This window comes from Paenibacillus sp. FSL H7-0918, assembly GCF_038007025.1.
Taxonomy (GTDB): domain Bacteria; phylum Bacillota; class Bacilli; order Paenibacillales; family Paenibacillaceae; genus Paenibacillus_AQ; species Paenibacillus_AQ odorifer.
In genome coordinates this window covers 72,096-85,341 of the sequence record NZ_JBBOWJ010000005.1, presented here as the reverse complement: position 1 = coordinate 85,341, position 13,246 = coordinate 72,096, and the positions used below count along the sequence as shown (strand labels likewise).

Here is a 13,246-nt window from a genome sequence, read left to right as displayed (position 1 = left end):
GACGAGTCATTTTGGTAAATGTTGCACGTTCTCCATCTATTTTTTGGTATTAAAAAAAAGCCCCGAAGGGCTTTTGGTCATGCGATAAATAAAGTCTTCCTAGCAGAAACGATGTTGTCTTCCTATTATTGGTTCTCAAGCTCTTCTTTGCTGACCAGACTTGTCAAAGCGTTTACAGCTTGATCGGCATCCGCACCGTCCGCGCTAATGTAAATCTCCGTGCCGGAACTGATAGCGAGGCTCATAATCCCCATAATACTTTTAGCATTTACTTTTTTATCATCTTTTTCCACGAAAATCTCCGACGAAAACTTGTTAGCTTCTTGCACAAACAATGCTGCCGGTCGGGCATGAAGCCCTGTCTTCAACCGAACAACTACCGGGTGCTTTGTCATGAAACGCTTACCCCCTAATTGAGTTCTCCCCAAAAGTTTCACATTAATTTTATATTATTATATCATTATAACGTAAACCACACTAGAAAAAAAGTAATTAGCCGCCTCGAACCTTGTCCGCCAGCTCATCAATCTTACGAAGCCGATGATTTACTCCCGACTTACTGACTGTACCTTTGAGCATTTCACCAACCTCCTTGAGGTTGATATCTGGATGCGCCATTCGAATTTCTGCTACTTCACGCAGTTTATCCGGCAAATTCTCCAGTCCCATTTCTCGCTGCAACAGCTTGATATTCTCAATCTGCCGCACCGCAGCACTTATTGTTTTGTTGAGATTTGCGGTCTCGCAGTTCACGATCCGATTCACGGAATTACGCATATCGCGCATAATTCTTACATCCTCAAATTTGAACAGCGCCTGATGCGCTCCAATCAAACTTAAGAATTCAATGATCTTCTCGCCTTCTTTAATGTAAAGAATGAACCCTTTTTTACGTTCAATACAGCGTGCGTTTAGGTGGAATTCCCCAGCCAGATCCACTAATGCTTTACAATGTTCCTCATACATCGAGGAAATCTCCAAATGGTAGGAGGAGCCTTCCGGATTATTAACCGATCCGCCAGCCAGAAAGGCACCGCGCAAATAAGCACGCTTGCAGCAGTTATTCCCAACAATCTCATCATCAATACCATCGGTAAAAATAAATCCTTCCGACACAATTCTAAGATCCTTTAGGATCTCTTGTACACGGTTTGGGATTCTGACGATATAGACGTTATTTTTCTTCAAACGCATTTTTTTACGCACGAGTAGCTCAATATGGACCTGGTAATATTTCTTAAGTAAAGAATATACCCGCCTTGCAATCGCGGCGTTCTCCGTCGAAATGTCGAGAATAACCTTTTTGCTTGAAAGCTGCACAGATCCATTCATACGGATAAGCGCTGACATTTCCGCCTTCTCGCAGCAGGGTTCACTCTCCACCATCGTCAGCTCTTTTTTGGTAAGGGCCGCAAAAGACAAGGGTCTCACCTCTTTCTTGATAAGTACTTCGTTCTCATCTATAAGTTATACCCTAGGGTTTCTGTTTATCCAATCCTGCACAAGCTGATAAATGTGATGACTAAGCTTATCGGTATCATGTCTCAAATAAGTTCGGAATAAAACCAGTTTATCGGCTATAACCTTGTATCCATTGCCATCCAGCGCTTCTTTATCAAGCTGCACCGGGCGCGCGCCCTTCTCGGCGTACTTCGTCTGGACCTGTTCCGGAATCTCACCGTCATTAACAATAACATAATCGAATAAATCGATCCCGATATGATCATATACAGCTTGAAGATGATCGCTGACGGTATAGTTATCCGTTTCACCCGGCTGAGTCATTACGTTGCAGACGAAAATTTTGATAGCATTCGAAGATACAACCGCTTCTGCCAGTTTCGGAACAAGCAGGTTGGGAAGAATGCTCGTATACAGACTGCCAGGACCCAGCAGGATCGCATCTGCATTCCGAATCGCCTCAAGCGCTTCGGGCAACGGTTCTACATCTGGCGGCTCCAAGGACACTCGTCTGATGATCCCGCCAGCTTCAGGGATTTTGGACTCCCCCGTGATAATCGTGCCGTCCGACATTTCTGCATGCAGGATTACAGCCTCACCGGCCGCAGGCAATACCCGGCCGCGAACAGCGAATAATCGACTGAGCTCCCGTACAGCTGTAACGAAATCGCCGGATATATCCGTGAGCGCAGCAAGAATCAAGTTGCCGAGACTATGACCAGCTAGTCCCTCACCCGTGTTGAAACGGTATCTCATAATCTCTGCCATGAGCGGCTCAACATCAGCCATAGCTGTCAATACGTTGCGGATGTCCCCAGGAGGAGGCATTTGCAGTTCACTGCGCAAAATACCTGAGCTTCCCCCATCATCGGCAACGGTAACAATAGCAGTAATATCTAATGGCTTCTCTTTTAAACCACGAAGCATAACAGATAACCCCGTGCCACCGCCCATAACGACGATACGTGGACGCTGTCTTTGTTCTTCAGCCACTATGACCCCTTCTCTCTAGTGCCGATCACGCTCGGAATCCCGATGACTAACGGTTACGGATTCCGTCTCGCTAACGCCCAGCATTTTACCCAAATACTCGGATATGGCTACGGAACGGTGTTTACCTCCCGTACAGCCAATGCCAATGATAATCTGGGACTTACCTTCCTTACGATATTGCGGAATTAGAAAATGAAGCATATCGAGCAGTTTGGTCAGGAACACCTGTGTTTCAGGCCACTTCATTACATAATCGTAGACTTCACTGTCCTGGCCGGTTTTAGGCCGCAGATGGTCCACATAATGTGGGTTAGGCAAGAAGCGGACATCGAAGACAAGATCTGCATCAATAGGGATACCGTACTTAAATCCGAAGGATGTAATATTGACGGAAAGCGTACTTTTTCCTAGATGCGAAAACCGTGAAACGATCTTCTCCTTAAGCTGCACGGGCTTCATACTGCTGGTATCTAAACATAACGTAGCTGAATTTTTCAATTCTTCAAGCATTTTACGTTCTAGCTTGATACCATCAAGCGGCAGCCCCTTAGGTGCTAATGGATGATGACGTCGACTTTCCTTGTAACGCTGAACAAGTACTGAATCTGTAGCATCCAAAAACAAGATCTCACAGCCAATGGTTGACTCATCCTTGATATAGGCAAGAGACTCAGACAAAGCAGTGAAGAATTCTCGACCACGCAGGTCAATTACAAGGGCTACCTTGGCAATCTTACCCTTCGACTGTTCAATTAGCTCTGCGAACTTGGGAATCAGCACCGGTGGTAAATTATCGACACAGAAGAACCCTAGGTCTTCCAGACTCTGTACAGCAATTGTCTTCCCCGCACCTGACATTCCCGTAATAATAATCAGGGTGGCTCCAGCCGTTGGGGTATTGTCCAATTCGGTCATAAAAGCGTCCCCTCCCTAGATTTAGTATATGAATACTTCCCGTCTTTTAAGAACGCAGCAAAAGGCCGGCAGCCCCAACAATACCTGCGTCATTGCCTAGCTCAGCTGGAATAATCGAAACACCAGTTTGAAGCGGAGCCGGTGTCAATTTCGCAAACACACGACGAACCTCATCAAATAGAATATCTCCAGCCTTAGACACACCGCCGCCAACGATAAATACTTCAGGGTTAAGCACAGCCGCAACAGAAGCCATGGATTTACCCAGATAGTACGCTGCACGATTCACTATACGGATAGCTACTTCATCGCCAGCCTTAGCCGCATCAAAGACTTCTTTCGCAGCAATCTTCTCTACCATAGAGAGGGAAGTACGATCGCCACGAGCTACTGCATCATTAGCCATGCGGATAATACCTGTAGCGGAGGAAACGGTTTCCAGACAGCCCATGTTGCCACAGCCGCATTGAATAGCTTCCAGATCCGGCACTACTGTGATATGACCAAGCTCACCAGCTAATCCCGCAAAGCCTTGATAAATCTTTCCATTAATAATGATTCCGCCACCGACACCTGTTCCAAGCGTATAGCAGACACAGTTATCAACGCCACGTCCCGCACCGCTCCAAGCTTCGCCCAGTGCAGCCACATTCGCATCATTGTCTATTTTGACAGGCTTGTTCCAACGATCTTCCAAAATGGAACGGATCGGCACATCTCTAAATCCTATGTTAGGCGCAAGGATGATGATTCCTTCACGAATATTTGTGAACCCGGCTACACCCGCTCCTACACCTGCAAGCTGATCCCAAGAGTACGGGGAATCCTCCACAATTTGGCGTACATACTTCTCGATATTATCGATAACAGTATCGACACCCTCTGCAGTTCCTGTAGGTCCCTCATAAGTATGTAGCAGGGTACCTTCAGCATTACAGATTCCAACCTTAATTGCAGTTCCACCCAAATCCACGCCAACGTAGATATTCTCAGACATGTAACAAGCCACCTTTTTTTATACTAAAATAGTTAATCCTAAGTACCAACTATAATAGAAGCCCTCTCTGTGGTCAAGGAAAGACAACACACCCGGGAATTCCTTATTTTAAGAGTATACTCTATTATATTCTAAAAAGACCCCCTTACGCCTAAGTAAGAGAGTCTTGTACCTATATTATTATCTGGAAAATAACCCAACGCACCGATTTATTCTGATAAAATGCGCTTTTGGCCCTCTAATGCTCGGATTGGAGCGATATTCTGTGTGAACTCTAGCGTGCCCATATATTGGCCTGACTCGTCTCGTACAGCGAAGTAACGGATGTAGATAAACTTATCCTTGATATTGATCCAGAAGTCTTCAGCATCCTTACGGCCTGCCTTAAAGTCTTCCAAAAGCTTCTCTACCACATGAACACTTTGCGGGGGATGACAGTTCTGTACTGTACGGCCGATAACCGCTTTAGTTCGGGCAAAGATACGTTCCTTCCCATGTGAAAAATATCGGACAACATCATTCTCATCAATGAAGGTTAGATCTACAGGAAGATGGTTGAGTACGGTCTCCAGCTGATGAAGTGACAACAACCCTGTCTCAAAACGGATGAACCCGCCTTGCGGCGTAGCTCCTTCTGTTTCTTCCAGCACTGCGCCGTCCGGCTCAGCGGCCCGCTCAGGGATCCACTCCTGCTCCGGTGCGGTTAGGCAGAACCCGATCTCATCGCTCTCCCGGGCGATTTTGACCCATTCATCTTCCGTCAGTTTGTCCAGGGCCATAGGCAATAGAATATTTTCTTCCTTAAAGATCATTTCATTAACTTCCTTGATGATCTCCTCAAGCTGAACGCCTATTTCTGCTGCGTTTCCGCTATAAGTGCTGAGCGCTGCTTTTGCCTCTTTAATCATACGGCGGATATTATCATCCACTCCCCACATTACCTTGGTTGGGCCATAAATGCCGTATTTTTCGAGGTATGGGAACAGCAGATTTTCTTTTCGGCTATAGTGTTTATCAAGATCCAGCAGCAAGCTAAGATCCTCCAACAATTTGAAGATCAGTTCCTCACTATCATTCTTTTGAAACTTTGTTGCGTGCAGATCCATGCGGAAGTTAACAAGTCTTTCGATCTCACGATTCTCCAATTTGAAGGTGTGTACTGGATGGCCTGGCTGCTCCTCGGGCTGGGACGAGCGGTGAATCTGCTCAATAGAGCCTTTAAAGATGGCTGTATGCACCGAACAAAGACGTTGGACCTCGGATACCGGAATTCCTTCTTCGGTCATTAATGAATGCTCCATCGCGGAAATCTCCGCTACGGTAACATCACCCACAGCTTCGGCGAATCGCGCCTTAACCTCTTCTACACTTTTGCCTGCATGCAGCTCTTTAATAATCTCCTTAAGCATAGCCTGGCGACGAGTCTGTTCCGGCACATCAACTTCACGGTTGTTAATCAGTTCGCTCATATTAACACTCCTTTATTAAATAATCTCGAAACCATGACGTTCAAAAGTTTGCTTCACGTGCTCGAGATCCATTTTTTTCAGCTTAATTCCTTTGGATAAGGTCATGAAACGGCCAGCAGTCTGCAGCATGCCAGGCTTGGCAATATCCTTAAAGCCCAGCTCTACCATAATCTCGATGACCTCCGGATGCCGTGATACCATCTCGAATATAGATTCATCCAAACTCAGCACTTTTTCCATTTGACTCTTCTCCTTTATGTGAGAACTATTCTCAATAAAAGATTATCACAGGCCATACAGGACCATTGTGATTGCAATCACTAATTCAAAAGAAAGCAATTATCGTTCTTTTTAAGACGGATTATGTCTGCTGTGAACCTAAAAAAACTGCCCCCTACGCTTAAAAAGCATAAGAGACAGCCTGATTTGTCATTAATTAATGATTTATTATAGCGTTACTCCTGTTTTGAATATGGAGATCTCACGGAAATTATTCTTTTCATTATTAACCCATTCACCGCTGGCCACCGCAATAATATAGTTTATGAAGCTGCGCAGGACCTCATCTGGAGAACCATCTTCCACCAACACACCTGCATTAAAATCGATCCAATGACGTTTGCCTTCATACAATGGGGTATTGGTAGATACTTTCATCGTAGGCACGAATGTACCAAATGGTGTTCCCCGCCCGGTCGTAAAGATCACCAATTGGCAGCCAGCAGCAGCCAGTGCAGAGGAAGCCACAAGATCATTGCCAGGTGCGTTAAGGAGATTTAAGCCTTTATTAGTGATAAGCTCCCCGTACTTGAGGACATCCATAACTGTAGCGTTCCCGGATTTTTGAGTACAACCCAATGATTTATCCTCAAGCGTAGTAATTCCTCCGGCTTTATTCCCTGGAGAAGGATTTTCATATACCGGCTGTTTATAGTCCATAAAATACTGCTTAAAGTCATTAATGAGATCGACAATTTTGTTGAAAATATTTTCGTCCGCAGCACGTTCCATTAGAATTTTTTCGGCGCCAAACATTTCAGGCACTTCTGTCAGTACAGTGGTCCCGCCTTGAGCAGCCATATAATCAGACAGACGTCCAAGGAGCGGATTCGCAGTAATACCGGATAACCCGTCGGAGCCTCCACATTTCAGACCGATCTTCAGCTCGGAGAGTGATACCTCTTCCCGTTGATCACCTTGTACATTATTGTAGATTTCCTTCAGCAGCTTCACGCCTTCTTCAATCTCATTCCCAACCTCCTGGGAGACAAGGAAACGCACACGATCCTCATCATAGCTGCCCAGCATGTCTTTAAAAATATGCAAATTGTTATTCTCACAGCCCAATCCGAGCACAAGCACGCCGCCCGCATTCGGGTGTTTAACCGCGTTAGCCAGAATCGTACGTGTATTGTCATGATCATCGCCCAGCTGGGAGCAACCGTAGTTATGCTTAAGCACGAGCACGTTATCGAAAGGTGCGATATCTCCAACCTCTGCTTTGAAAATATTGATGATCTGCTCCGCCACTCCATTCACACAACCAACAGTAGGGACGATCCACAGCTCATTGCGGATACCTACAGATCCATCAAAGCGGCGATAGCCCTTAAAGGTCAAATTCTCCGCTGCAAAAGGATTCGGCGTCAGCTTCTGCTCAAAGGTATATTCCTCTACCCCTGTTAGGTTTGTCTTAGTGTTATGGGTATGCACCCACTGCCCCGGCGCGATAGACGCTATAGCATGACCAATGGGATAACCATATTTCAATACATTTTCACCTTCGCTAATGCTGGATAGTGCAATTTTATGGCCTCTAGCGATATCTTCAGTAATTTTAATCTCTTTTGAACCAATCACAATGGTGTCGCCTGCTTTATAGTCTTTTAGTGCAACAGCGACATTATCAGCCTCATTAATCTGCAATACTTCTTTCATCGTCTTGATCATATCATTGTCACCTCCAGGGTATTAGTTGTGTGCCGGTCTCTTCACGAACGCTTTTAAGGCTTGCTTCATGCCATTTTTCTCAATCGCAATCAGTCCTTCTGTCACCTTGTCAGTAAGTCCAGACACTTCATTCAGGTCACAGCCCCAGCGATTGGTTGCGGCAAGTACTTCGACGGCCAGTGCGCGCAGCCCGGTGTCTGTGCCATCCCATCCTCCCCATAAGGAGGCGAACCATTCCAAAATATCCGCATCATCAGCCAGTTGAATGTTTTCTTCCCCTCTGCGTCCTCTATAGAAGGCAATTAATGCGCTCAATGAGAAGACAAGCTTTTCAGGCAATTGTCCTTTGGCCTCTACATATTGCAGTAAAGAAGGCAGATCTCTTGTCTTAAACTTCGATATAGAATTAAGGGAAATGCTCATCAAGTAATGCTGCACATAAGGGTTCAGGAATCTTTCTAATACCGCGTCTGCAAAAGAATTCAATTCCTCTGCCGGCAGATCCAGCGTTGGAATAATCTCATCATAGATTAAGGACTTCACGTACGCCCCAACCTCTTCGTGCTCAATGGCTTCAGCAACCGTATCAATACCGTACAAATACGCTACTGGTGTCATAGCTGTATGAGCTCCGTTTAAAATTCTCACTTTACGAGTGCGATAAGGGGCCATGTCATCCACCACCAGCACATTAAGACCTGCTAGTTCAGCCGGGAACTCCTTTTTAATCCACTGTGGCCCTTCAATCACCCAAAGATGGAATTGCTCGCCGACAACGACCAGCTTATCCTCATAACCCAGCTCTTCTGTAATCTCGGCAATGCTGTCTCTTGGATAACCGGGAACAATGCGGTCCACCAGACTGCAGCAGAAGGTATTAGCTTCATTCAACCAGTTCACAAAACCTTCTCCAAGATTCCACAGCTCAGCATATTTCAAAATAACCTTTTTGAGTTCATCACCATTCCGGTCAATCAGCTCGCATGGAATGATGATAAAACCTTTAGAAGCCTCCCCATTAAAAGTTTGATAACGTTTGTACAATAAGGCCGTCAGCTTGCCTGGGAAACTACTCTGCGGCGTATCGGTTAACTTGTCGCCAGCTTCAAAAGCAATTCCCGCTTCAGTAGTATTAGACACGATAAAGCGCAGCTCAGGGTTCTCAGCCAGCTTCATATACTCCTCATGCTGTGAATAGGGATTAAGCGTCCGCGTAATACAATTAATTACCTCGTGTTCTTTTACAGCCGCTCCGTCTTTAATGCCTTGCAGATAAAGGGTATACAGCCCATCCTGATCATTCAGCATTTCTGCCAGTCCGTTAGCCAATGGCTGTACAACAACCACTCCACCATTGAAATCCGTTTTTTGATTCATGGTATGAATCTGCCAATCTACAAAGGCGCGCATGAAATTGCCTTCGCCAAATTGTAGAACCTTCTCAGGATACTGCTTGTAAGCTGTCCAATTATCACTATTTAATCTTTTCATATTAACGCCTCCTAATAGTAAATGCACACGATAAACTTATTAAATAAACTATATAAAATCATATTTATATTACTAATTCATTAAATATATGAACACGTGAAAATTTTAGATAGCAATCCTTTACGAAGGTAAAGGATCAGGCTGCTATGCGCAGCCTCTACTTCTGCAACTTCCTGACTGATTCTCTGGCAATAAGCTCTGTCTCGATCGAGATCCGCCCGTCTTTTTCTGAGGGTTCCTTGACCAAGCTTAACAGCTGGCGAGCGCCTTGCTCACTAATCTTCTCAATAGGACGTTTGACCGTGGTGAGTGAAGGATTGGCAAAAAGTGAAAACCCAATGTCGTCAAAACCAACAACAGAGATATCATTTGGCACCTGCAGCCCTCGCTCAAACACGCCTTTCATAGCCCCGATCGCCATATCATCATTGGAGCAAAATACAGCAGTCGGTGGCTTCTCGAGATCCAGCAGCTTGCCCATCGCCTCATATCCACTTTGCATATCATAACTACCGCTTATCATGTAGTCATTACGAACAGGGATATTATGGTCAATCAAAGCTTTTATAAAGCCATCTCTGCGTTCCTGTGTGGATTTAAAGCCCTCGACACCTTCAATAATTGCAATGTCTTGATGCCCGTTTTCGATCAGGTATTTGCCTGCATTATAAGCACCTTCCCGGTCGTTCGAGATGATGTTGATAATGGAACGGTCATCAATTTCCCGGTTCAGCACAACGATTGGAATGCCTTGCTGGACAACATGGTAAATGAATTTATTATCTGCTTCACTCTGGCTCATTAGAATAATTCCATCAAAACGTTTGCGATGAATAGAGGAGTAATCCGCATAATCGTCGATCCCACGGATGAACAGATTGTACTCTACATCTATGACCCTATTTACACCACGAATCGTATCAGAGAAGAAACCAGAAGTTGTGCCGTTGGCAATACTCGTGAAGAACAGACCAATGGTATAGGATCGCTGCATCACAAGGCTTTTGGCATTGTAATTAGGGACGTAACCCACTTGCGCAGCGATCTCGGCAATTTTTTTACGTGTGACCTCTTTAATTAGTGGACTATTGTTAAGTGCTCTCGATACAGTTGTATGCGATACATTCGCCAATTTGGCGATATCCTTGATTGTAGGTGCCATGGGTCAACCTTCCTTATTAAACGGGTTTGGCTCTTCCATGTAAGGATATCATAACGATTACCTAGTCACCAATGCCTGTTTCGAGAAATTAAAATAATGATCAGCGTTATTGTAACAGATGTTCTCAATCATACTGCCCAGTAACTCCATATCATCCGGGGCTTCTCCAGCTTCTACCCAAGAGCCTACTAGATCACACAAGATTCTTCTAAAGTACTCATGTCTGGTATACGATAAAAAGCTTCTGGAGTCTGTTAACATCCCAACAAATTGGCTAAGTACGCCTAGATTAGCAAGTGTCTTCATCTGTTCCAGCATGCCGTCTTTATTATCGTTGTACCACCATGCGGTTCCGAATTGAATCTTCCCTGGAATACCGCCGCCCTGGAAGCTACCCATTAGACTGGCAATAACATGATTGTCATTAGGGTTCAATGAGTACAAAATGGTCTTAGGCAGCGCATTCTCACGATCCAGCGCATCGAGCAGACCCGCCAAAGGCTTAGCAATCACGCCGTCATTGATAGAATCATAACCCGTATCAGGTCCGAGACGTCCGAACATTACGCTGTTGTTATTCCGTAGCGCATGAATATGGAATTGCATCGCCCAATCCAGCTCGTTATACAATTTGCCGAGGAATACTAGCGTGAATCCTTTATATTTCTTTTCTTCACTCTCACTTACAGTGCCTTCATAAAGTGCTTTAGCGAATATAGCTGTAGCTTCCTCCAAGGTAGTAGGCTCAAACATTACCGCATCCAAAGCATGGTCAGATACACGGCCGGCTCTGGCGTGGAAGAATCTCACTCTGCTCTCCAATGCTGCAAGAAACTGTCCGTAATTCTTAACAGCCATTCCCGAAACTTCGCTTAGCTGAGCTACCCAAGGCTGGAAGGTAGGACGGTTGATTTCAAGCGCTTTGTCTGGTCTGAATCCCGGCACAACGCTAGCATTGAACCCACTCAGATTACTGATTTTCTCATGATATTCCAGATTATCTACAGGATCATCGGTAGTACAAACCGTAGTCACCTTCGATTTAATGATCAAATCTCTTGCTCCGTATCCTTCACCCTGTAACTGTCTATTCACTTCATCCCAAATTTTTGGTGCGTTAGCTTCATTCAGCAACTCATATACACCGAAGAAACGTTGCAGCTCCAGATGCGTCCAATGGTATAGCGGATTCCCGATAATCATCGGAACCGTTCTAGCCCAGGCTAAAAATTTATCATAATCACTGGCATCGCCAGTAATGAATTTCTCTTCTATACCGTTAGCGCGCATCACTCTCCATTTATAATGGTCGCCATACAGCCAAGCTTCGGTGATATTGTTGAACGTTTTGTTCTCATAAATTTCTTTTGGGCTGAGGTGGCAATGATAATCGATAATGGGCATGTCTTTCGCATGATGATGAAACAGCTTAATTGCGGTCTCGCTCGACAATAGGAAGTTCTCATCCATGAATTTTTTACTCATGAGGTTTGCTGCTCTCCTTTAAGTTCGAATGGGAGTTACACAAAGTTTAACGTGAACATTTATTCAATCGGTCGATTTCTTAATAAATATTTTAAACTTAAAATTATTGCTTATAATAGGGTTTGTGTAAATTGTTCACGTTAACATTATATCTTCATTGTAAACGTATTTTTAAAATGCGCAAGTCTTTTTATAAAGACATTGTTACAGTTATTTTAACTTCCGAGCGGTAATAAATAAACAACATATTTAATATCTGGACACGGCCCTGCCAATATTGAAAAAAGCAGGCAACCCTTTAGAAAAAGGATTACCTGCTTATATGTCATCGGACTAAGATTTCTCGCAAAATTAACTATCCAGTGTTTCGCTCCAGTCATGCACCATCGTACCCTCTAGGTACTTCTCAGCATCCATTGCTGCCATACAGCCGGATCCCGCTGCAGAAATTGCCTGACGATAACGGGTATCCTGCACGTCGCCACAAGCGAATACGCCCGGGATGTTCGTTTCTGTCGTTCCAGGGTTGACCACAATGTAGCCGTTGGTATCGGTCGTAATTTGCCCCCCTAAAAATCCGGTGTTCGGCGTGTGCCCGATCGCGACAAACACTCCGTCCGCTTCGATGAGTTCATCAATTCCCGTCTCATTGTTGCGAACCGTCAGCCCCTTAACGCCAGACTCGTCGGTTGTAACCTCAAGCGGTGTACGGTTAAGAGCCCACGATACCTTACTGTTATCCCGTGCGCGAGCCTGCATAATCTTCGAAGCCCTAAGCTCATCACGACGGTGAACCAATGTTACATTGGAAGCGAATCGGGTTAAAAAGCTGGCTTCTTCCATCGCAGAATCTCCACCACCGACGACAATAATCTTTTTGCCACGGAAAAAGAATCCGTCACAAGTAGCACAAGTGCTGACCCCACGGCCCACATTCTCCTGCTCCCCGGGGATTCCTAAATATCTGGCAGATGCACCGGTTGAGATGATCACTGACTCCGCCTCTAATACTCCCAATCCATCTACAGTCACTTTAAATGGACGCTGTGAAAAATCAACTGAATCCACCCAACCATTCTTAAATTCAGCCCCAAAACGTTCAGCCTGCTTGCGCATGTTGTCCATTAAATCCGGGCCTAGAATTCCTTCAGGAAAGCCTGGGAAGTTCTCGACTTCTGTTGTCGTTGTCAGTTGTCCACCTGGTTGCATACCTTCAATCACAAGTGGGTTTAGGTTGGCACGTGCCAAATAAATTGCAGCAGTAAGCCCGGCTGGGCCTGTTCCGATTACAATCGTTTTGTACATAACAGTGGCCTCCTCACA

At 45.1% G+C, this 13,246-nt stretch carries 12 protein-coding genes; all 12 read right to left on the bottom strand.

Annotated elements, in window-relative coordinates; genetic code table 11:
• Positions 1-125: 125 nt before the first annotated feature.
• Positions 126-395: an HPr family phosphocarrier protein gene (locus MHI15_RS27865; protein ID WP_036687106.1), complete on the bottom strand. Its 270-nt coding sequence runs from the start codon at positions 393-395 to the stop codon at positions 126-128.
• 97 nt (positions 396-492) lie between these two features.
• Entirely contained in the window at positions 493-1,422 is a 930-nt protein-coding gene (gene whiA / locus MHI15_RS27860; RefSeq protein ID WP_036687104.1) for a DNA-binding protein WhiA, read from the bottom strand.
• A gap of 45 nt (positions 1,423-1,467) precedes the next feature.
• Complete coding sequence (locus tag MHI15_RS27855; RefSeq protein WP_169744815.1) at positions 1,468-2,415, bottom strand: gluconeogenesis factor YvcK family protein; 948 nt, start codon at positions 2,413-2,415, stop codon at positions 1,468-1,470.
• Positions 2,416-2,469: 54 nt separating this feature from the next.
• A complete protein-coding gene (rapZ, locus tag MHI15_RS27850; RefSeq protein ID WP_076126855.1) occupies positions 2,470-3,369 on the bottom strand; it encodes an RNase adapter RapZ in 900 nt (299 codons plus the stop codon).
• A gap of 46 nt (positions 3,370-3,415) precedes the next feature.
• Positions 3,416-4,366, bottom strand: a complete 951-nt coding sequence (locus MHI15_RS27845; protein ID WP_036687097.1) for an ROK family glucokinase — start codon at positions 4,364-4,366, stop codon at positions 3,416-3,418.
• Positions 4,367-4,575: 209 nt separating this feature from the next.
• Positions 4,576-5,835 (bottom strand): DUF438 domain-containing protein, encoded by a 1,260-nt coding sequence (locus tag MHI15_RS27840; RefSeq protein WP_076186864.1) that lies wholly within the window; start codon positions 5,833-5,835, stop codon positions 4,576-4,578.
• A gap of 15 nt (positions 5,836-5,850) precedes the next feature.
• Complete coding sequence (locus tag MHI15_RS27835; protein WP_076280344.1) at positions 5,851-6,075, bottom strand: DUF1858 domain-containing protein; 225 nt, start codon at positions 6,073-6,075, stop codon at positions 5,851-5,853.
• Positions 6,076-6,282: 207 nt separating this feature from the next.
• Entirely contained in the window at positions 6,283-7,773 is a 1,491-nt protein-coding gene (locus MHI15_RS27830) for a UxaA family hydrolase (RefSeq protein WP_076192672.1), read from the bottom strand.
• Between the two features lie 33 nt (positions 7,774-7,806).
• On the bottom strand, positions 7,807-9,276 hold the full coding sequence (locus MHI15_RS27825; protein WP_076303373.1) for a tagaturonate reductase: 1,470 nt from the start codon (positions 9,274-9,276) through the stop codon (positions 7,807-7,809).
• Positions 9,277-9,433: 157 nt separating this feature from the next.
• On the bottom strand, positions 9,434-10,438 hold the full coding sequence (locus MHI15_RS27820) for a LacI family DNA-binding transcriptional regulator (RefSeq protein ID WP_076105201.1): 1,005 nt from the start codon (positions 10,436-10,438) through the stop codon (positions 9,434-9,436).
• A gap of 57 nt (positions 10,439-10,495) precedes the next feature.
• On the bottom strand, positions 10,496-11,923 hold the full coding sequence (gene uxaC, locus MHI15_RS27815; protein ID WP_076192647.1) for a glucuronate isomerase: 1,428 nt from the start codon (positions 11,921-11,923) through the stop codon (positions 10,496-10,498).
• Between the two features lie 351 nt (positions 11,924-12,274).
• Positions 12,275-13,228 (bottom strand): thioredoxin-disulfide reductase, encoded by a 954-nt coding sequence (gene trxB / locus MHI15_RS27810; protein WP_036687084.1) that lies wholly within the window; start codon positions 13,226-13,228, stop codon positions 12,275-12,277.
• Between the last annotated feature and the right edge of the window lie 18 nt (positions 13,229-13,246).